The organism is Aeromonas sp. FDAARGOS 1408, assembly GCF_019048665.1.
Classification (GTDB): Bacteria; Pseudomonadota; Gammaproteobacteria; order Enterobacterales; family Aeromonadaceae; genus Aeromonas; species Aeromonas dhakensis.
Genome location: NZ_CP077394.1, coordinates 2,688,602 through 2,708,208, shown reverse-complemented (window position 1 = coordinate 2,708,208; position 19,607 = coordinate 2,688,602). Strand labels below are relative to the sequence as shown.

The window sequence follows — 19,607 nt, the reverse complement described above, 5'->3', positions numbered from 1 at the left end:
TACTGTGTATGTATCCAGTATATACTGGTTTTCCATACAGTAAAGATGTCGCCGCGGGACGGAATGCAAAACGGCCCGCGCCAGGGACCGTTTTGTGAGGGAGATGGAGTGCAGGGCTGGGGATCAGAACAGCTTGCTGCCCCAGCCGAGCTTGTTGCGCAGCACGTGGAAGTAGCTGTAATCCAGCGGATGGACCAGATGCAGCTTGTGGCTGCTCTTCTTGATGAGGATCTCGTCCCCCGGGTGGACCGCCAGGGTCACCTGACCGTCGCAGCTCACTTGCATGGCGTCGTCCTGATTGTCCGGTGAGACCAGCAGCCGCACCTCGCTGTCGGCGTCCAGCACGATGGGGCGGCTGCTCAGGGTGTGCGGGAACATGGGCACCAGCGTGATGGCGTTGAGCTTGGGGGTGAGGATGGCGCCGCCCGCCGACAGGGAGTAGGCGGTGGAGCCGGTGGGGGTGGCCACTATGATGCCGTCCGAGCGCTGGCTGTACATGAAGCTGCCATCGATGTAGACCTCGAACTCGATCATGTGGGCAATCTTGCCCGGGTGCAGCACCGCCTCGTTGACCGCCAGGTTGTTGGACTTGCGCTCGCCGTGGCGATAGACCGCTGCCTCCAGCAGGAAGCGATGCTCGCTCTTGTAATGGCCGCACAGCACCTGCTCCAGCGGCAGCAGGTAATCCTGCGGCGAGAGATCGGTGAGAAAGCCGAGGTTGCCCCGGTTCACCCCGATCACCGCCACGTCGAAGCGCGACAGTACCCGCGCCGCCCCCAGCATGTTGCCGTCACCACCGACCACGATGGCGAGATCCGCCTGCTGGCCCAGTTGCACCAGATCCATCACGTTCTCGTCCATGATGCCGAGGGCATGGGCCACCCGGCTCTCAACCAGCACCCGAAAACCGCGGGTGGTCAGGTATTGATGCAGGCCGGTCAGGGTCTGGTTGGCCCCTTCGTGGTGGGGCTTGCCAATCAGGGCGATGGTTTTGAACGGAGAATCCATGGTCTGTCGGGTCTGGGATGAGTATTGGGGGGAGTATACAGCGCTTTGGGGGGGATTTGTCTGCTGCCGGCGTGCCCGCTTGCGTCATGGGGCGGGAAAACACCGTAAATTGCCTGTCGCGTCACCTCCTTGGCGATAATGGCGCCTTTTTCCCCTTGAAAGCCGGGGATCCATCCCCATAATAGCGCCAACATAGTCGGCCCGTTGCCGTCCGGTCGCGCAACCGGAGAACGGGCCCTCATAAGTAACCCGCAATTGGAGATGTCATGAACCACGAAGAACAAAAGGTTGAAGCGATGGAGCAAGTGGAAGCCCAGCCAGTCGAGCCGACCGATGTAGACAGTGAAGTGACAGCCGAGCAGGCCCGCATTGCCGAGCTGGAGGCGCAGCTGGAAGCTGCCCAGCAAGCCTCTGCCGAAGAGCGCGAGCGCGCCATTCGTGCCGTCGCCGAGATGGAGAACCTGCGTCGTCGCGCGGCGCAGGACGTGGAGAAGGCGCACAAGTTCGCGCTGGAGAAGTTCGCCGCCGAGCTCTTGCCGGTGCTGGACAACATGGAGCGCGCCATCGAGCTGGCCGACAAGGAAAACGACGCCCTCAAGCCGATGATCGAAGGGGTCGAGCTGACCCTGAAATCCATGCAGAGCGGCGTGGCCAAGTTCGGTCTGGCGGCGCTGGATCCGACCAACCAGCCGTTTGACCCCAACGCCCATCAGGCGATGAGCATGGTGCCGAGTGCCGACGTGGTGCCGAACACCGTCATCGCCGTGATGCAGAAAGGCTACGAGCTGAACGGTCGCGTGATCCGTCCGGCCATGGTCATGGTATCCAAGGCCGTCGACTGAGTCGGTGCTTGATGCCCAGGCCCGCCGCTTGGCGGGCTTTTTGTTGTGTATCCCTGCGGTGCGTCATGGCCCGGCCATGACAAAAGGCGGGGTTTTTGCAGGGCGGGGCTTGAAGTGGCCACTTGCGACCCCATATAGGATGCAAGGCCACGGCGGCACAAAAAATTTGATGCCGGGAGCTTGAAAGCCAGATTGGCAGGCCCCACCTAGCCGTTAACGCATTAAGGCGAGCCCCTCGCCAGTTTATTCAAAGTATTTGGAGATTCGTCAAATGGGTAAAATCATCGGTATTGACCTGGGTACTACCAACTCCTGCGTCGCTATTCTGGATGGCGACCATGCTCGCGTGATCGAGAACGCGGAAGGCGACCGTACTACTCCGTCCATCATTGCCTATGCCGATGACGGCGAAATCCTGGTTGGTCAGCCGGCCAAGCGTCAGGCCATCACCAACCCGAAGAACACGCTGTTCGCCATCAAGCGTCTGATCGGCCGTCGTTTCGAAGATGACGAAGTACAACGTGACCTGAAAATCATGCCGTACGCCATCGCCAAGGCCGACAACGGTGACGCCTGGGTCGAGGTGAAAGGCAAGAAAATGGCACCGCCGCAGATCTCTGCCGAAGTGCTGAAAAAGATGAAGAAGACCGCCGAAGACTATCTGGGCGAGCCGGTCACCGAAGCCGTCATCACTGTACCGGCCTACTTCAACGACGCCCAGCGTCAGGCTACCAAGGATGCCGGTCGCATCGCCGGTCTGGATGTAAAACGCATCATCAACGAACCGACTGCCGCGGCTTTCGCCTACGGCGTCAACAAGGTCAAGGGCGAGCGCAAGGTTGCCGTGTATGACTTAGGGGGCGGTACCTTCGATATCTCCATCATCGAGATCGACGAAGTGGAAGGCGAGACCACCTTCGAAGTACTGGCGACCAACGGTAACACCCACCTGGGTGGTGAAGACTTTGACAACCGCGTCATCAACTACCTGGTTGACGAGTTCAAGCGTGAGCAGGGCATCGACCTGCGCAACGACCAGCTGGCCCTGCAGCGTCTGAAAGATGCCGCCGAGAAAGCCAAGATCGAGCTCTCTTCCGCCCAGCAGACCGACGTCAACCTGCCGTACATCACTGCCGATGCCACCGGTCCGAAGCACATGAACATCAAGGTGACCCGCGCCAAGCTGGAATCCCTGGTGGAAGACATGGTGAAGGACTCTCTGGAGCCGGTTCGCGTCGCCCTGAAAGACTCCGGTCTGGCGGTTGGCGAGATCGACGACGTCATCCTGGTTGGTGGTCAGACCCGTATGCCGCTGGTTCAGAAGACAGTTGCCGAGTTCTTCGGCAAAGAGCCGCGCAAAGACGTCAACCCGGACGAAGCCGTGGCCATGGGTGCTGCCATCCAGGGTGCCGTGCTGTCCGGTGACAAGACCGACGTACTGCTGCTGGACGTTACCCCGCTCTCCCTGGGTATCGAAACCATGGGCAGCGTGATGACTGCGCTGATCGAGAAGAACACCACCATTCCGACCAAGAAGTCCCAGGTGTTCTCCACTGCCGAAGACAACCAGTCTGCCGTGACCATTCACGTGCTGCAGGGTGAGCGCAAGCGCGCCAGCGACAACAAGTCTCTGGGCCAGTTCAACCTGGAAGGCATCCGTCCGGCACCGCGTGGTCTGCCGCAGATCGAAGTGACCTTCGACATCGACGCCAACGGCATCCTGCACGTCTCCGCCAAAGACAAGGAGACCAACAAGGAGCAGAAGATCACCATCCAGGCCTCCTCTGGTCTGTCTGATGACGAGATCGAGCGCATGGTACGTGAAGCCGAAGCCAACGCGGCCGAGGACAAGAAGTTCGAAGAGCTGGTGCAGGCCCGCAACCAGGCTGATGGTCTGGTCCACTCCGTGCGCAAGCAGGTTACCGAAGCCGGTGAAGCTCTGCCTGCCGACGACAAGACCAAGGTCGAAGCTGCACTGAGCGAGCTGGAAACCGCCATCAAGGGCGACGACAAGGCCGTTATCGAGGCCAAGCAGCAGGCACTGCTGGAAGCGTCCCAGAAGCTGATGGAGATTGCCCAGCAGCAGGCTCAGGCGCAAGGCGCCGCCGGTGCTGACGCCGGTCAGTCCTCCTCTTCCGCCAAGGCTGACGACGACGTGGTCGACGCCGAGTTCGAAGAAGTGAAAGACGACAAGAAATAAGCCCGACCCAGATGGGCGAAGTCCGCTTCGCCCATCGGCTTGATTCTATGAATTTACGGGCGTTGGGTAACCAACGCCCGTCTGCGTAACTGCTGATATAGCAACAGGATAAGTATGTCGAAGCGCGATTTCTACGAAGTGCTGGGGGTATCGAAAGATGCCGACGAGCGCGAGATCAAGAAGGCGTACAAGCGTCTGGCCATGAAGTATCACCCTGACCGCAATCAGGGGGATGCCGGTGCCGAAGAGAAGTTCAAAGAGGTCAAGGAAGCTTACGAGATCCTGACCGATGCCAACCTGCGTGCCCGCTATGACCAGTACGGCCACGCCGGCGTGGATCAGAGCCAGGGTGGCGGTGGCCACGGCGGCTTTGGCGGTGGCGCCGATTTCGGCGACATCTTCGGCGACGTGTTTGGCGATATTTTCGGTGGCAGCCGTGGTGGTGGCCGTCGCGGCCCGGCCCGTGGCTCCGACCTGCGCTACACCATGGAGCTGACCCTGGAAGAGGCGGTGCGCGGGGTCTCCAAGGAGATCAAGGTACCGACCCTGGTCCACTGCGAAGTGTGCAACGGCTCCGGTGCTCACACCGGCAGCTCTGCCCAGACCTGCCCGACCTGCCACGGCTCCGGCCAGGTGCAGATGCGTCAGGGCTTCTTTGCAGTGCAGCAACCCTGCCCCCATTGTCATGGTCGCGGCAAGATCATCAAGGATCCGTGCCGCAAGTGCCACGGCGAAGGACGCTACCAGAAGACCAAGACCCTGTCGGTCAAGATCCCGGCTGGCGTCGACACTGGCGATCGCATCCGTCTCTCCGGCGAAGGGGAAGCGGGGGAGGCCGGCGCACCGGCGGGCGATCTGTATGTACAGGTGCACGTCAAGGAGCACGAGATCTTCGTGCGTGACGGCAACAACCTCTACTGCGAAGTGCCCATCAGCTTTACCGCGGCAGCCCTGGGTGGCGAGATCGAAGTGCCGACCCTGGATGGCCGGGTCAAGCTCAAGGTCACTCCTGAGACCCAGACCGGCAAGATGTTCCGCATGCGGGGCAAGGGCGTCAAGTCCGTGCGCTCCGGCCAGGTGGGGGATCTGATGTGCAAGGTGGTGGTGGAGACCCCGGTCAAGCTGACCGAGCAGCAAAAAGAGCTGCTGCGCCAGCTAGATGAATCCTTCAGCGGTGCTGCCGCCAAGACCCACAAGCCGAAATCGGAAGGCTTCTTCGAAGGGGTGAAACGCTTCTTCGACGATCTGACCAGCTGATCTTCGCGACCCTGATATCAAGAGCCGGCCCTGTGCCGGCTCTTTTTTTGCCCCAGCTTTAGCAAGATCCCCGCTTATTGAGTGGATCCCGATGAGGGATCTTCCTCACAACTTCCGCCAATTCCTGCTGTACGAATGTTATCCCGCTCACACTTGAGCTGAAACGGTTTAGCTGATGTATTGAGTTGGCTAAATTGGTTTAGCTATGCTCTCTTCGTCGATAACAACAGGCCCGACCGGGCGACAGATGACAGGTGAGGACGATGACGATGTGCAAGCACAAGTTGGCGCTGGCGGTAGCGCTGGGATTGGGGATGAGTAGCCCGCTGTGGGCGGCGGATGGCGGTATCGAGGCCCGTCTGGCGGCGCTGGAGGCACGGGTGCAGGCGGCCGAGGCGCGCGCCACCGCCGCCGAAGCGCGGGCCGATGAGGCCCAGAGCAAGGCAAACGAAGCCCGCGAGACGGCCGTGGTGGCCAAGGCCCAGAGCGAGAAGGTGGACAAGCAGACCGCCGGGGCCCAGGGCTTCGAGTTCCACGGCTATGCCCGCTCGGGCCTCTTGGTCAACGGCAATGGCAACGGCGGTCGCGGCGGCCCCTACATCACCCCGGCCGGCTCGGTGGGGGGCGCCGTGGGTCGCCTTGGCAACGAGGATGACACCTACATGGAGGCCAACCTGCTGAAGACCCAGATCTTCGCCGATGGCAGCTGGGCCCGCTACAAGCTGATGCTGGCGGACGGGGTGGAGACCAGCAACGACTGGACCGCCAGCGATTCCAGCCTCAACACCCGCCAGGTATTTGCCGAGATCGGCGATCTGGCGAGCTTCGACGGTCCCTTCAAGCATGCTGTGTTGTGGGCGGGCAAGCGCTTTGACCGGGACAACTTCGACATCCACTGGCTCGACTCGGACGTGGTGTTCCTGGCCGGCACTGGCGGCGGCGTCTACGACGTGCAGCTGGCCGACAGCTGGAAGGCGAACTTCTCCCTCTACGGGCGCGACTACGGCGACATCAGTGCGAGCGGTCTCTCCGACATCGAGAGCTACATCCTCACCATGAACAACCGGGTCGGCAACTGGCAGTGGATGGTGAACGGCCTGTCTGCCAAGGACAACGAGGCGCGCATCAATGACGGCGGCGCCGGCAGCGAAGCGGCGAACAAGGGGGCGCATACCCTGCTGGCCTACCACGCCGACAGCTTCTTTGGCATCAACCCCGGCTTCTCCAAGGCGGCCGTGCTGTATGGCCACGGCCTGGGTGCCGAACTCAAGGGGCTGGGTTCCGACAGCGAGCTGCTGGCGGACGCCGATGCGGTGCGGGTCGCCGTGTTTGGCGCCACGGATCTCAGTTCGCGCTGGCGTATCGCCCCGGCCCTGCTGGCCGAGCAGAGCAAGGATCGTTACGTGAAGGGGGACGAGTACCGCTGGGCCACCCTCAACACCCGGTTTGCCCAGGTGCTGAGCCAGAACGTCGAGCTGGTCTACGAGGCCACCTGGCAGTACATGGATCTCGATCCCAAGGGCTACAAGGGGCGTCAGGCGGTGAGCGGCGACTTCACCAAGCTCACCTTCGCCCCCACCTTCAAGGCGCAGACCGTCGGCTTCTTCGAGCGGCCCGAGTTGCGGGTATTCGCCACCTGGATGGACTGGTCCTCCGAGCTCGACCACTACGCCAGCACCGATGCCATGGGCCAGAACAACTTCACCGCCGGCGGCGAGTGGAACTTCGGCGTGCAGATGGAAACCTGGTTCTAGTTCGTTATCCCGATCACAAAAATGGCAGCCGGCGTCGGGATCTGTTGGTTGGCTAAAACGGTTTAGCTGATAATGCCAGCCAACAAAACAGAGTCCGGGTTTGACAGTCGATCCGATGCAGCAGTGGAGTAGCAAGGTGACGAATCGTGTGTGGGTAATGGGGGATGCGGTGGTGGACTTGATCCCGGAAGGGGAGCTGCACTACCTCAGGTGTCCGGGGGGCGCGCCGGCCAACGTGGCGGTCGGGGTGGCCCGGCTCGGTGGTGAGTCTGCCTTTATCGGCCGGGTCGGCGCGGATCCCTTCGGCCGCTTTATGGCCGGCACCCTGGCCAGCGAAGGGGTCGACACCCGTCACTTGATCCAGGATCCGGCCCATCGCACCAGCACGGTGCTGGTGGAGCTCGATGAGGCAGGGGAGCGCAGCTTCACCTTCATGGTGAGGCCCAGCGCGGATCAGTTTCTGACCCCCGTCGATCTGCCGGTCTTCCAGGCCGGGCAGTGGCTGCTCACCTGCTCCATCGCCCTCGCCAACGAGCCGGTGCGCAGCAGTTGTCTGCAAGCCATGGCGGCCATCAAGGCTGTCGGGGGGCGGGTCTGCTTCGACCCCAACCTGAGGCCCGAGGTGTGGGGCAACCCGGCCGAGATGCTGTCCGTGGTGCGCGAGGCCATTGCGCAGGCGGACGTGGTCAAGCTCTCGCTGGAGGAGCTGCAACTGCTGAGCGGTCTGGACGATCTGGCGGCGGGGCTCGCCACCCTGGCGGGGCCGGCGCTGGTGCTGGTGACCCGGGGGGCGGGGGGCGTGGTGGCTCGCCTCGGCGGCGAGCTGCTGGAGTGGGTGGGGCCCAAAGTGACGCCCATCGACACCACGGGGGCGGGGGATGCCTTCGTCGCCGGTCTGCTGAGCGCCCTGGCCGAGATCGCGTCGTTGCCCGGCCCGGACGCGCTGCCCGCCATCCTGGCCCGGGCCCACGGCTGCGGGGCGCTCGCCACCACCGCCAAGGGGGCGATGACGGCACTGCCCACCCGCACCCGGCTGGATGAATTTTTGCGATCAGGTGCAAGCGGCTGTTGATCCGCGGCTAGAACCGCGGGTCGACAGACCCTACTCTCATGTGACATGGGCCTGCCGACGGCGGGCCATAAGAGGAAGAATATGAATATCAGTGCGATAGCCAAGGATCTGGTGCCCCTGCTCGGGGGCAAGGAGAACATCGTCAGCGCCGCCCACTGCGCCACCCGGCTGCGGTTGGTGCTGGCGGACGACAGCAAGGTGAACAAGGCCGCCATCGACAAGCTGGACGGGGTCAAGGGGTGCTTCAGCAACGCCGGCCAGATCCAGGTGATCTTCGGCACCGGCCTGGTCAACAAGGTCCATGCGGAGTTCGTGGCGCTGACCGGTGCCGGCACCGCCAGCAAGGCGGAGCTGACCGACCTGGCGGCGGCCAAGCTCAACGTGGCCCAGCGCCTGGCACGGACCCTCTCCAACATCTTCGTGCCCATCATTCCGGCCATCGTCGCCTCCGGCCTGCTGATGGGGCTGCTCGGCATGGTGCGCACCTATGGTTGGGTCAACGCCGACAGCGCCCTCTTCATCATGCTGGACATGTTCAGCTCGGCGGCCTTCGTCATCCTGCCCATCCTCATCGGCTTCACCGCGGCGCGGGAATTTGGCGGCAACCCCTATCTGGGGGCGACGCTGGGGGGCATCCTCACTCACCCGGCCCTGACCAACGCCTGGGGCGTGGCGGGGGGCTTCAAGACCATGGACTTCTTCGGGCTGGATGTGGCCATGATCGGCTACCAGGGCACCGTCTTCCCGGTGCTGCTGGCGGTCTGGTTCATGTCCCACCTGGAGAAGCAGCTGAGAAAGCGCGTCCCCGATGCCCTGGATCTGATCCTCACGCCGTTCCTGACCGTCATCCTCACCGGCTTCGTGGCGCTGCTCTTTATCGGCCCCGCCGGGCGGGTGCTGGGGGATGGCATCTCGTTCGGTCTGAGTGCCCTCTACGAGCAGGCGGGCTGGCTGGCGGGTCTGGTGTTCGGCGGGACTTATTCGCTGATCGTCATCACCGGCATCCACCACAGCTTCCACGCCATCGAGGCGGGCCTGCTGGCCAACCCGGCCATCGGCGTCAACTTCCTGCTCCCCATCTGGGCCATGGCCAACGTGGCCCAGGGCGGCGCCTGTCTCGCGGTCTACTTCAAGACCCGGGACGTGAAGATCAAGGCCATCACGGTGCCGGCGGCCATGTCCTGCCTGCTCGGCATCACGGAGGCGGCCATCTTCGGGGTCAACCTGCGCTACATCAAGCCCTTCCTGGCCGGCCTGTTCGGCGGGGCCTGCGGCGGCGCCTACGTGGTGGCGGCCAAGGTGGGCATGACGGCGGTGGGCCTGACCGGCATTCCGGGCATGGCCATCGTCCAGCCCATGAGCCTCATCCACTACGTCATCGGCCTGGTGATCGCCTTTGGCGCCGCCTTCGCCGCCTCCTACCTGCTCAAGTACAAGGTGGAGTGATGAAAGAGAGCCATCTCCTCAACCAGGTTGTCCGGTCCCTGCTGGCCGGACAGCTCAAGGCGGCGGCCGATCCCCATCGGCCCCGCTGGCACCTGGCAGCCCCGGTGGGGCTGCTCAACGATCCCAACGGCTTTATCGAGCACGGCGGGCGCTATCACCTCTTCTACCAGTGGAACCCGCTGGGTTGTGCACACGCCAACAAGGGCTGGGGCCACGTCACCTCCAGCGATCTGCTGCATTGGCAGCACGAGCCGGTGGCGCTTCTGCCCACCGAGGTCTACGAGAGCCATGGCTGCTATTCGGGGTCGGCGGTGAGCGACGAGCAGGGGCGCCTGACCCTGGTCTACACCGGCAACGTCAAATACCCGGACGGCAGCCGCACCGCCTACCAGTGCCTGGCCCGTGACGATGGCAAGGGGGGCTTCGAGAAGCTCGGACCCGTGCTGGCGCTGCCCGAAGGCTACAGCGGCCACGTGCGCGACCCCAAGGTGTGGCACGACGGTCGGCAGTGGCTGATGGTGCTGGGAGCCCGCACCCTGGATGACAAGGGTGAAGTGCTGCTCTATCGCGGCGATACCCTGGATGGCTGGACGCTGGTCGGCCCCATCGCTGGCAGCGGGCGCGGCGGGCTCGGGGAGTTTGGCTATATGTGGGAGTGCCCGGACCTCTTCCCTCTGGCGGACCGTCACGTGCTGATCAGCTGCCCGCAGGGGATTGCCCCACAGGGAGAGGATTATCGCAACCTCTACCAGTGCGGCTGGCTGGCGGGCCACTTCGATGGCACTCAGTTCGTGCACGGGGCCTTCCACGAGCTGGACCGGGGCTTCGAGTTCTATGCGCCCCAGACCACCCGGGACAGTCAGGGGCGCCGCCTGCTGTTCGCCTGGCTGGGGCTGCCCGAAGAGAACGAGATGAGCCAGCCTACCGTCGAGCACGGCTGGATCCACCAGATGAGCTGCCCGCGGGAGCTGTTCTGGCAAGGCGACTGGCTCTGCCAGCGGCCGGTGGCGGAGATTTCAGCCCTTAAGGGAGAGCAAACCCGCTTCGAGGGAGCGCCGGACGAGCTGCCTGCCCTGGCCATCGACTCGGCCTGGCTGGACCTGGCCTTGAGCGGGGAGGGACGCCTCGGGTTTGGCGCCGTGGCCGAGCTGGTGTGGCAGCCGGGGCGTCTTGTCCTGCGCCGCCAGAACTGGCAGAGCGGGGAGTGGGAGGAGCGATCCTGCCCCTGGCTGGGTGGCATGACCACTATCTTGTGCGATCGCTCCAGTCTCGAGTGTTTCGTGGATGGCGGTCGCCAGACCCTGTCTACCCGCTACTTTCCCGGTGAAAACCCAATACTTTCCGCACGTTGTGACGGTGATGACAGCAAAATTTGCCTCGATCACTGGCCGCTGGCGGCCTGCCTTGTACAATAGCCCGGTGTCAGTTTGCCGGGAGGTCAGGTGGAGAAGAAAAAACGGATCACGATTGCCCAGATAGCCACGCTCGCGGGGGTCTCCAAGGCCACCGCCAGCCTGGTGCTCAACGGCAAGAGTGCGGAGTACCGCATCGCCGACGATACCCGCAAGCGGATCCAGGCGGTGGCGGACGAGTGCCACTACCAGCCGAGCATCCATGCCCGCTCCCTGCGGGAGGCGCGCAGTTACACCTGGGGACTGGTGATCCCCGACCTCACCAACTTCGGCTTCGCCAGCATCGCCCGTGCCCTGGAGGCCCATTGCCGGGAGGCGGGGATCCAGCTGCTCATCGCCTGCTCCGAGGATGACCCCACCCTGGAGCAGCGGGTGGTGGACAACCTCATCAGCCGCCAGGTGGACGGCCTTATCGTCGCCTCCAGTGGCCACAGCGACGACATCTATGCCCGCATTCACGACCGCTTGCCGGTGGTGCAGCTCGACCGCCACATCGGCGAGTCGCGCCTGCCCATGGTGATCTCGGACGCCTGCAAGGCCACCGCCGAGCTGGTGCAGGACATGGCGGCCAGCTGCGGGGAGGAGATCTATTACTTCGGCGGCCTGCTGGATCTCTCCCCCAGCCGCCACCGGCTGGCGGGCTACGAGCTGGGGTTGCACCGCGCCGGGTTGGAGGCCACATCAGACCGGGTCCGTCACCGCGACTACCAGCCAAGCTCCGGCTATCAGCTGATGGCCGAGCTGGTGGCCGAGCTCGGGGCGCCGCCGAAGGGGCTCTTCACCGCCTCCTTCACCCTGCTCGAGGGGGTGCTGCGCTACCTCAACGAGGCGGGCCTGATGGAGACGGGGATGCGCCTGTGCACCTTCGACGATCACGATCTGCTCGACTGCATCCCCATGCGTATCGACTCGGTGGCCCAGGACTGCCCGGCCCTGGCCCGCGCCGCCTTCGAACTGATGCAACAGCTGATTGCGGGCAATCCCCCCACCCAGACCGCCCAGGTCATCCCCCCCAGGGTGCGCTGGCGCAGCCGTCGCTAACCCGGAAAGATGAAAAAGCCCCGCCAGTGCGGGGCTTTTTGCTGTGGGGCGAGGGCTCGCCTCAATCCGTGGTGCTGGCGCGCCAGAACACCTGCTTGATGTGAGGGTGGATGCCGAGTTTCACCATCAGGGCGTCGAGCTCGTCGCCATCGATGGAGGTGGCCAGCAGCACCGCCGAGATCTCCAGATCCCGCTCGCCGAAAGGCTCGATGTCGAGCTCGCTCAGCGGGTAGTTGGCCTGCTCCAGCATCTCTTCCAGCCAGTGCAGCACCTCCTTCTGGTATTCGCGCTGGGTGAGGGCCGTGACGCGGTAGGTCACCTCGGTGTCTGTATTGTCCACCGGGCGGCGGTTGATCTGGTTCACCAGCGGGCGCAGCAGGGTGTTGGCGGCCAGCACGAACAGGGCGCCGAGGATCGCCTCCATGGCCAGCCCGGCCCCGCTGGCGGCACCGACCGCGGCCACTCCCCACAGGGTGGCGGCGGTGTTGATGCCGCGGATGTTGCCGGATTCGCGCATGATGACGCCGGCGCCGAGAAAACCGATGCCGGAGACAATGTAGGCCACCACGTGCACCACCCCGTAGGTGCCGCCGTGCAGGTCATAGATGCGCTGGGCCAGGTTGACGAACAGGGCCGCGCCCACCGCTACCAGTACATTGGTGCGCAGGCCCGCGGTACGCTGACGATACTGACGATACTGACGCTCCAGCCCCACCAGACTGCCGAGTACGAAGGCGAGCAGCAGGCTGGCCAGGGTGTCGAGCAGGGAAATCATGTCCAATTGTTGCCACATTCTCATGGCGTACTCCTTCTGTTGCAGATGGCCTTCCTGAAGGCGGGCGAGGGTTCCCTTGCCTGATCCCCGTGCGTGAAGGCCATCACCTCATCAAAAAAACGCACGGAAAGCCCGGCCCGGCCATGCAGGATGGCGGGCTGGGCTGCGAAACGGATTGAAAGGGGCCAGCGTGGCTGGCCCCGGTTATGGCTTGCTCAATTGAGCGCCGGTTCGGGGTCGCGGCGCGGATGCAGCTCCCAGCGAACCGGGTGATGTACCCCCACCTGGTGCACGAACTGCACCAAGTAGCGCCGCTGGGGCGGGGTGCAGTGCAGATTGAGCACCAGCTCCCGCCCGCCGCTGCGACCGGGTCGCAGGGACTGCAAGGGGTGCAGGCCCGCCGGTTGCAGGGTGTGGTTCACCAGATCCAGCACCTGCTCCATGTCGGCCCGATCCTCGCAACGGATCTGCAGCCGGTAGTGGTGCTGGCGCTCCTTGCCACGCAGCCAGGGCGGCAACAGGCCGCGACCCAGTCTGCTCAGCAGGGGGTGAGTCCGGTTGGTTACGGACAGGGTTGAAATAAAACGCATAGCAGCCTCCTTGTGGGAAGCAGAAACTATGCAGGCATGGCAGCCATGGCTTTTGGCCAATGGTCACCAGACGTCAAGTGTAAAAAGAGAAGAGGGGAGTGGATTTCCGCTTCTCGCAGGGCTGCGAGCATGCGGCAGAGGATGACCTGCGGCTAGCTCGCGACCCGGGTACCGACGACGAGGGTCGGTCTACAACTGTCACTTGATGAGTTGCCCACTGATGGTCTCCGCTGTTGATGGACGGCCTGATGGTACTCATCCAGAGCGGTGGGGTAAAGCCTCATCGCCCATTTAGCAACATTTAGATACAAGTTCGTCAATAGTCGGGGTCGGCTGGCTACCTTCATGGCCATAAGAGGGCGGCGAGATGCCCCGCCCCCTCATCCCACCTCAGATGGCAGATTTTTCTCTACCTTGGCGCGCCGCTATTTCAGCCCCAGCCGTTTGAGGATCATTGCGGCCGGGCAGAAGCCGGTGAAGGCGCTCTGGATCAGGTTGACCCCGACAAAGACGCTCAGCCAGACAAAGCCCGGGTGTACCCAGGCGGTGAGCAGCAGCGACAGCAACAACATGCAGCCCGCGACCACTCTTACTCCGTTTTCTACTGTCATGACCTTCTCCTTAGTTAATTTAGATATTGCTAATTTAGTGTCGCTTTATACAATAGAACTAAATATCAGCAATTGCTAATTTACTCCCATGAGCCAATTCGACGAGATGAACAGACACGCGACGGCCGCCGCCTCCCTGCTCAAGGCGCTGGCTCATCCCGAACGCCTGATGGTGCTCTGTCAGTTGGTGGAGGGGGAGAAGGGAGTCGGGGAGCTGCTGGCCCGCAGCCAGCTCGGCCAGTCGGCCTTCTCCCAGCAACTGTCGGTATTGAAGCGCCAGGGTCTTGTCCGCTCGCGCAAGGTCTCCCAGCAGATCTACTACTCGCTGGTGAGCGAGGCGGCCGCCGATGTGCTGGCGGCGCTGCAAACCCATTTTTGTCACTCAGAAAATAAGGAATCTTGATGATGGAAAGCCAATGGCTGCTCTCCCTGGGGGGCGGCATGCTGGTGGGGCTCGCAGCCCTGATCCTGATGCTGTGCAACGGCCGGGTGGCCGGGATCAGCGGCATCCTGGCCGGTGCGCTGCAACACAGGGCGCCGTGGCGACTGCTCTTCCTGCTGGGGTTGGGAGCGGGAGCCTGGCTGGCACTGACGCTGGGTTGGGCCAGCATGCCTGCATTCACCGCGCTGCCCGCCTGGCCGCTGGTGCTGCTGGCCGGTCTGCTGGTGGGCATCGGCACGCGTTTTGGCAATGGCTGTACCAGCGGCCACGGCATCTGCGGCATGGGGCGGCTCTCCGTGCGCTCCATAGTAGCGACCCTCACCTTCATGGCAACCGGTGTGCTGACCGTGTTTCTGACTCATCATCTCTTCTAGGAGGCTATTGCGATGACCTTGTTGACAAGTCTGCTCGCCGGTTTGCTGTTTGGTCTGGGTCTGGCCATCTCTGGCATGATAGACCCCGCCAGGGTCACCGGTTTTCTCGATCTGGCCGGCGCTTGGGATCCCAGCCTGGGGTTCGTGATGGGGGGGGCCCTGCTGGTCTTCATGCCGGGTTATTTCTTGCTGGTGAAGCCGCGGCGCCTGAGCCTGCTGGGAGAGCCCATGGCTGTGGTGCCAGCCCCCAAGCTGGATCGCCGCCTCATCGGGGGATCTGCCCTGTTCGGCATAGGTTGGGGATTGGTCGGTATCTGCCCGGGGCCTGCCTTGAGTCTCATTTCCAGTGGCCAGCCCATGATATTGTTGTTCGTAGCCGCCATGGTGGCCGGGATCTTGCTGGTTGATCGGGTCCTGGTGAAGGTGCGGGAGAAGCGCTGCCACGCCCGCTCCGCCTGAATGGATTGCCCCCGCTGCCGGGGAAGGAGAACTATCATGGAACCGATCCGCTTGCCGGGGGCCATTCTGCTGGCCGTGACATCTGCGCTTGTCTCTCCCATGACGCTGTCGACGGCATGGTCTGCCGAGACGAATGGCGAGGCGGCCCTGACACTGGCTCCCCGTCAGGTGACCGACTGGCTCACTCTGGATGGCACCGTCAGTGCCATCCATCAGGGGACGGTGGCGGCCCAGACCGGCGGTCGGGTCTCCCGCATGCTGGTGGATGTGAATGATGAGGTGCAGGCGGGGCAACCCCTGCTGGAGATCAGCGGCAAGGAGCAGTTTGCCGCCGTGACCGGCGCCGAGGCGCGATTGGCCAGAGCCCAGGCCCAGCAGGTAGAAGCCGAGCGCCAGCTCGCCCGCTTCCAGGCGCTGATTGCCAAGGGGGTGATCACCCGCGCCCAGCTCGACAGCGCCCTGGCGAGCGACAGATCTGCCCGCGCCGAGGTGAACGCGGCCGAGGCCGCCCTCACCCAGGCCCGGGAGGCCTACGGCTATACCCGCATCCTCGCCCCTTACGCCGGGGTGGTGACCAAGCGGCTGGTGGAGCTGGGGGAAACGGTGGCCCCAGGGACGCCGCTGCTCTCCGGCTTTTCCCTTGATGCCCTGCGGGTGGAGGTGGAGCTGCCCCAGTCCGCGCTGGCCCTGGCCGGCCAGCCGTCGGATGCGCAGGTGCTACTGCCGGATGGCAGGGCCGTTACCCCCCTCAAACTGACCCGCTTCAACTATGCCGACAGCCAGAGCCACGCCTTTCGGCTGCGCCTCGACCTGCCGCCGAGCACGGCGGGGGTGCTGCCCGGTATGTGGCTCAAGGTGCAGCTCAAGCAGGGCGAGCGTCAGCTGCTGCAGGTGCCGGAGCAGGCCCTGCTGCGGCAGGGTGAGTTCAGCGGCCTCTACCTGAAGGAAGGGGGTGGCTGGGTGCTGACGCCGGTGCGGGTCGGCCATTGCCAGGCAGGGCAGTGCGAGATCCTGGCGGGCGTCCAGAGCGGCGATCGGGTGGCTCCGGATGGCTGGGCGCGCCAGCAGGCGGTGGCCCATGAGTAACGACGCTCACGACAGCAAGAACAAACTGGGGCCAGCCGGCCAGTTGGCGGCCCTGTTTCAGGGCTCGGCCATCACCCCGTTGCTGGCGCTGGTGGGGCTCTTGCTCGGCCTGTTTGCGGTGCTGGTGACCCCGAAGGAGGAGGAGCCGCAGATCGATGTCACCTTCGCCGACGTCTATATCCCCTTTCCGGGGGCCAGCCCGGCCGAGGTAGAATCCCTCGTCACCACCCCGGCCGAACAGGTTATTTCCCAGATAAAGGGGATAGACACCCTCTACTCCTTCTCTCGCCCCGACGGCGCCCTGCTGGTGGTGGTGTTCAAGGTGGGGGTGAGCCGCGAGCAGGCCATCGTCGATCTCAACAACCAGCTCGACTCGAACCGGGACTGGCTGCCCCAGGGGCTTGGCGTCGGCCAGCCCCTGGTCAAACCCCGAGGCATCGACGATGTGCCCATCGTCAGCCTGACCTTATGGAGCAAAGAGGGGAGCAAGCAGCTGGGGGCCGCCGAGCTGACCCGGGTTGCCCACGAGCTGGAGACCGAGCTCAAGCGATTGCCCGGTACCCGCGATATCTACAGCCTGGGCAGCCAGCGCGCCGTGCTGAGGGTGATGCCGGATCCGGCGGCCCTCAGCGCCCACGGCATCAGCTGGGGCGAGCTGAACCAACGGCTCGCCGCCGCCAACCAGGCGGGCAGCGAGCAGGCCGTGGTGCAGGACAACCGGGAGATCAAGGTGCAGGTGGGGCAGTTCCTGCAGAGCGAGCAGGAGGCCCGCGAGCTGGTAGTGGGGTTGCACGATGGCAAGCCAGTCTACCTCGGCGAGGTGGCCCAGGTGGCGCTTGGGGAGGAGACCCCGACCCAGCGCAGCTGGATGGGGCAGGGTGAGCAGAGCTATCCGGCGGTGACCCTGGCCATCGGCAAGCAGCCGGGGCAGAACGCGGTGGAAGTGGCCAAGCGGGTGGAGGCCCGGGTCGAGAGTCTCAAGAATCGACTCATCCCGGCCGGCGTCGAGGTGACGGTGACCCGTGACTATGGCGTCACCGCCGAAACCAAATCCAACACCCTCATCGGCAAGCTCATCTTCGCCACCACCGCAGTGGTGCTGCTGGTGCTGGTGAGCATGGGGTGGCGCGAGGCGCTGGTGGTGGGCATCGCCATCGTCATCACCCTGGCACTGACCCTCTTTGCCAGCTGGGCGTGGGGCTTTACCCTCAACCGGGTGTCTCTCTTTGCCCTTATCTTCTCCATCGGCATCCTGGTGGATGACGCCATCGTGGTGGTGGAGAACATCCACCGCCATCGCGGCCTGGGCAAGGGATCCCTCAGGGACCTTATTCCGGGGGCGGTGGACGAGGTAGGGGGGCCGACCATTCTCGCCACCCTGACCGTGATCGCGGCCCTGCTGCCGATGGCCTTTGTCAGCGGCCTGATGGGCCCCTACATGAGCCCCATTCCCATCAATGCCAGCATGGGGATGCTTATTTCCCTGCTGGTGGCCTTTATCTTCTCCCCCTGGCTGGCGGGCCATCTGCTCAAGAGCGAGGGGCATGTCGCCCACGGCGAGGCCAGGGCCGGCCTCTTTCACCGTCTGATGACCCCCTTCCTGATTGGCGCTGGCGCCAGGAGCGCGAGACGCAAGCTCTGGCTGGTCATCCTGCTGCTGGTGGCAGGCGCCGCCGCCATGCCCATGGTGCAGTGGGTGGTGCTCAAGATGCTCCCCTTCGACAACAAGTCGGAATTCCAGCTGGTGCTCGACATGCCGGAGGGGGCGACCCTGGAGCAGACCGAGCGCACCCTGCTGGCGGTGGGACGGGAGCTAGCCAGGGTGCCCGAGGTGAAGGATTACCAGATTTACGCCGGCAGCGCCGCCCCCATCAATTTCAATGGCCTGGTGCGCCACTACTTCATTCGCAGCGGCGCCAACGTGGGGGATATCCAGGTCAATCTGGTAGACAAACACGATCGCCATCGCAGCAGCCACCAGATTGCCCAGTCGGTGCGCGCCCCCTTGCAGGCCATCGCATCCGCAGCCGGCGGCAACCTGAAAGTCGTGGAGGTGCCCCCCGGCCCGCCGGTCTGGTCACCCATCGTCGCCGAGGTGTATGGCCCCACGCCTGCTGCCCGTGAAGCGGCGGCGCGCGCCGTAGAGGCCCGCTTCGTGGCGACGGCGGATCTGGTGGATGTGGACATCTATTTGACCGACCCCCAGCCCAAGTGGCGGCTGGTGGTGGATCGCAGCAAGGCGGCCCGCTTCGGGGTCGATCTCGGCGATCTGGTGGCCACCCTCAATGGCGGCGTGGGCTATCAGGATGCCAGTTGGCTGCATGGTCAGGGCGCCAAGTACCCGGTACCGATCCGTGTCGAGCTCGCCCCCGGCGACAAGCGAGATCTGGCCGGCATCCTGGCCCTCAAGGTGCGCAGCCAGAGCGGCCAGCTCATCCGGGTCTCCGAGCTGGTGAGCCGCCGCGACGAGGTGGCTCCCAGCTACATCATGCACAAGAACATGCGGCCCATGGTTATGGTGGTGGCCGACATGGGGGGCCATGCCGACAGCCCGCTCTACGGCATGTTTGCCGCCGGAGCCGACATCTCGCTGCCCCAGTATTACGTGCAGCAGCCGGATAAATTGGGAGAGGTGGCGCTGTTGTGGGACGGGGAGTGGAAGATCACCTACGAGACCTTCCGCGACATGGGCATTGCCTACGGAGTGGGGATGATCCTCATCTACCTGCTGGTGGTGGCCCAGTTCCGCTCCTATCTGGTGCCGCTCATCATCATGGCGCCCATCCCGCTCACCCTGATCGGAGTGATGCCGGGCCACGCCCTGCTGGGGGCCCAGTTCACCGCCACCTCGATGATCGGCATGATAGCGCTGGCCGGGATCATAGTGCGCAACAGCATCTTGCTGGTGGATTTCATCGAGCAGCAGCGCAGCGCCGGCATGGCGTTCGAGCAGGCGGTGATCGGCGCCGCCCAGGTGCGGGCCAAGCCCATCCTGCTGACGGCGCTGGCGGCCATGATCGGTGCCCTGTTCATCCTCGATGACCCCATCTTCAACGGCTTGGCCATCAGCCTCATCTTCGGCATTCTGGTCTCCACCCTGCTCACCCTGGTGGTGATCCCGCTGCTCTACTACAGCCTGATGTCGCGCCGGGCGGAGGGGGGCACGGCAGATGTGCCGGGCGCACAATGACAGAAGGGCCACCCGGGTGGCCCTTCTCGTTTCACACGTTCAGGGAGG

17 protein-coding genes are annotated in these 19,607 nt (G+C 64.1%); 13 read left to right on the top strand and 4 right to left on the bottom strand.

Features of this window, described 5'->3' with window-relative positions; translation table 11 throughout:
- Positions 1–123: 123 nt before the first annotated feature.
- A complete protein-coding gene (gene nadK / locus I6L38_RS12385) occupies positions 124–1,008 on the bottom strand; it encodes an NAD(+) kinase (RefSeq protein WP_005303013.1) in 885 nt (294 codons plus the stop codon).
- Positions 1,009–1,274: 266 nt separating this feature from the next.
- On the opposite strand from nadK, the gene grpE reads away from it, so the two are divergent.
- The 8 genes from grpE to I6L38_RS12345 all read left to right on the top strand — a co-directional run bounded on the left by grpE (position 1,275) and on the right by I6L38_RS12345 (position 12,032).
- Positions 1,275–1,850 (top strand): nucleotide exchange factor GrpE, encoded by a 576-nt coding sequence (gene grpE, locus I6L38_RS12380; protein ID WP_201882303.1) that lies wholly within the window; start codon positions 1,275–1,277, stop codon positions 1,848–1,850.
- A gap of 271 nt (positions 1,851–2,121) precedes the next feature.
- On the top strand, positions 2,122–4,050 hold the full coding sequence (gene dnaK, locus I6L38_RS12375) for a molecular chaperone DnaK (protein ID WP_005303009.1): 1,929 nt from the start codon (positions 2,122–2,124) through the stop codon (positions 4,048–4,050).
- A 114-nt stretch (positions 4,051–4,164) separates the two neighbouring features.
- The gene (gene dnaJ / locus I6L38_RS12370; protein WP_005303007.1) at positions 4,165–5,307 is read left to right on the top strand and encodes a molecular chaperone DnaJ; all 1,143 of its coding nucleotides are present in this window, start codon (positions 4,165–4,167) and stop codon (positions 5,305–5,307) included.
- Between the two features lie 263 nt (positions 5,308–5,570).
- Positions 5,571–7,061, top strand: a complete 1,491-nt coding sequence (locus I6L38_RS12365) for a carbohydrate porin (RefSeq protein ID WP_216988547.1) — start codon at positions 5,571–5,573, stop codon at positions 7,059–7,061.
- A gap of 115 nt (positions 7,062–7,176) precedes the next feature.
- Positions 7,177–8,133 carry an aminoimidazole riboside kinase gene (locus I6L38_RS12360; RefSeq protein WP_216989589.1) on the top strand — a complete coding sequence of 319 codons (957 nt, stop codon included), beginning with the start codon at positions 7,177–7,179 and terminating at the stop codon, positions 8,131–8,133.
- An 81-nt stretch (positions 8,134–8,214) separates the two neighbouring features.
- A complete protein-coding gene (locus I6L38_RS12355) occupies positions 8,215–9,579 on the top strand; it encodes a sucrose-specific PTS transporter subunit IIBC (RefSeq protein ID WP_216988546.1) in 1,365 nt (454 codons plus the stop codon).
- A complete protein-coding gene (locus tag I6L38_RS12350) occupies positions 9,579–10,994 on the top strand; it encodes a sucrose-6-phosphate hydrolase (protein ID WP_216988545.1) in 1,416 nt (471 codons plus the stop codon). Before I6L38_RS12355 ends, I6L38_RS12350 begins: the two co-directional genes overlap by 1 nt.
- Positions 10,995–11,021: 27 nt before the next feature.
- A complete protein-coding gene (locus I6L38_RS12345; RefSeq protein WP_065016944.1) occupies positions 11,022–12,032 on the top strand; it encodes a substrate-binding domain-containing protein in 1,011 nt (336 codons plus the stop codon).
- 61 nt (positions 12,033–12,093) lie between these two features.
- Here the strand turns inward: I6L38_RS12345 and I6L38_RS12340 are convergent, their stop codons facing one another.
- From I6L38_RS12340 to I6L38_RS12330, 3 genes are all read right to left on the bottom strand, one after another.
- Positions 12,094–12,831: an MgtC/SapB family protein gene (locus tag I6L38_RS12340; RefSeq protein WP_216988544.1), complete on the bottom strand. Its 738-nt coding sequence runs from the start codon at positions 12,829–12,831 to the stop codon at positions 12,094–12,096.
- A 191-nt stretch (positions 12,832–13,022) separates the two neighbouring features.
- Positions 13,023–13,397 (bottom strand): hypothetical protein, encoded by a 375-nt coding sequence (locus I6L38_RS12335; RefSeq protein WP_216988543.1) that lies wholly within the window; start codon positions 13,395–13,397, stop codon positions 13,023–13,025.
- A 425-nt stretch (positions 13,398–13,822) separates the two neighbouring features.
- The gene (locus I6L38_RS12330; RefSeq protein WP_005302992.1) at positions 13,823–14,008 is read right to left on the bottom strand and encodes a DUF2892 domain-containing protein; all 186 of its coding nucleotides are present in this window, start codon (positions 14,006–14,008) and stop codon (positions 13,823–13,825) included.
- An 88-nt stretch (positions 14,009–14,096) separates the two neighbouring features.
- Here I6L38_RS12330 and I6L38_RS12325 point away from each other — a divergent pair, with 88 nt between their 5' ends.
- From I6L38_RS12325 to I6L38_RS12305, 5 genes are read left to right on the top strand one after another with little or no spacing between them, the layout of a single operon-like run.
- Complete coding sequence (locus I6L38_RS12325; RefSeq protein WP_010633372.1) at positions 14,097–14,411, top strand: helix-turn-helix transcriptional regulator; 315 nt, start codon at positions 14,097–14,099, stop codon at positions 14,409–14,411.
- Positions 14,411–14,824, top strand: a complete 414-nt coding sequence (locus tag I6L38_RS12320; RefSeq protein WP_010633373.1) for a YeeE/YedE family protein — start codon at positions 14,411–14,413, stop codon at positions 14,822–14,824. Before I6L38_RS12325 ends, I6L38_RS12320 begins: the two co-directional genes overlap by 1 nt.
- A 12-nt stretch (positions 14,825–14,836) precedes the next feature.
- Positions 14,837–15,283 carry a YeeE/YedE family protein gene (locus tag I6L38_RS12315; RefSeq protein WP_017765698.1) on the top strand — a complete coding sequence of 149 codons (447 nt, stop codon included), beginning with the start codon at positions 14,837–14,839 and terminating at the stop codon, positions 15,281–15,283.
- Between the two features lie 36 nt (positions 15,284–15,319).
- Complete coding sequence (locus tag I6L38_RS12310) at positions 15,320–16,369, top strand: efflux RND transporter periplasmic adaptor subunit (RefSeq protein WP_201885182.1); 1,050 nt, start codon at positions 15,320–15,322, stop codon at positions 16,367–16,369.
- On the top strand, positions 16,362–19,559 hold the full coding sequence (locus I6L38_RS12305) for an efflux RND transporter permease subunit (RefSeq protein ID WP_216988542.1): 3,198 nt from the start codon (positions 16,362–16,364) through the stop codon (positions 19,557–19,559). The genes I6L38_RS12310 and I6L38_RS12305 overlap by 8 nt, the downstream gene beginning before the upstream one ends.
- The last annotated feature ends 48 nt before the right edge of the window (positions 19,560–19,607 follow it).

Coding starts and splice junctions, on each gene's coding strand:
- I6L38_RS12355 (WP_216988546.1), top strand. CDS start 8,215: ATGAATATCAGTGCGATAGCCAAGGATCTGGTGCCCCTGCTCGGGGGC.
- I6L38_RS12320 (WP_010633373.1), top strand. CDS start 14,411: ATGATGGAAAGCCAATGGCTGCTCTCCCTGGGGGGCGGCATGCTGGTG.
- I6L38_RS12310 (WP_201885182.1), top strand. CDS start 15,320: ATGGAACCGATCCGCTTGCCGGGGGCCATTCTGCTGGCCGTGACATCT.
- I6L38_RS12365 (WP_216988547.1), top strand. CDS start 5,571: ATGACGATGTGCAAGCACAAGTTGGCGCTGGCGGTAGCGCTGGGATTG.
- I6L38_RS12315 (WP_017765698.1), top strand. CDS start 14,837: ATGACCTTGTTGACAAGTCTGCTCGCCGGTTTGCTGTTTGGTCTGGGT.
- I6L38_RS12325 (WP_010633372.1), top strand. CDS start 14,097: ATGAGCCAATTCGACGAGATGAACAGACACGCGACGGCCGCCGCCTCC.
- I6L38_RS12305 (WP_216988542.1), top strand. CDS start 16,362: ATGAGTAACGACGCTCACGACAGCAAGAACAAACTGGGGCCAGCCGGC.
- I6L38_RS12350 (WP_216988545.1), top strand. CDS start 9,579: ATGAAAGAGAGCCATCTCCTCAACCAGGTTGTCCGGTCCCTGCTGGCC.
- I6L38_RS12360 (WP_216989589.1), top strand. CDS start 7,177: ATGCAGCAGTGGAGTAGCAAGGTGACGAATCGTGTGTGGGTAATGGGG.
- I6L38_RS12335 (WP_216988543.1), bottom strand. CDS start 13,397: ATGCGTTTTATTTCAACCCTGTCCGTAACCAACCGGACTCACCCCCTG.
- nadK (WP_005303013.1), bottom strand. CDS start 1,008: ATGGATTCTCCGTTCAAAACCATCGCCCTGATTGGCAAGCCCCACCAC.
- I6L38_RS12340 (WP_216988544.1), bottom strand. CDS start 12,831: ATGAGAATGTGGCAACAATTGGACATGATTTCCCTGCTCGACACCCTG.
- dnaJ (WP_005303007.1), top strand. CDS start 4,165: ATGTCGAAGCGCGATTTCTACGAAGTGCTGGGGGTATCGAAAGATGCC.
- dnaK (WP_005303009.1), top strand. CDS start 2,122: ATGGGTAAAATCATCGGTATTGACCTGGGTACTACCAACTCCTGCGTC.
- grpE (WP_201882303.1), top strand. CDS start 1,275: ATGAACCACGAAGAACAAAAGGTTGAAGCGATGGAGCAAGTGGAAGCC.
- I6L38_RS12330 (WP_005302992.1), bottom strand. CDS start 14,008: ATGACAGTAGAAAACGGAGTAAGAGTGGTCGCGGGCTGCATGTTGTTG.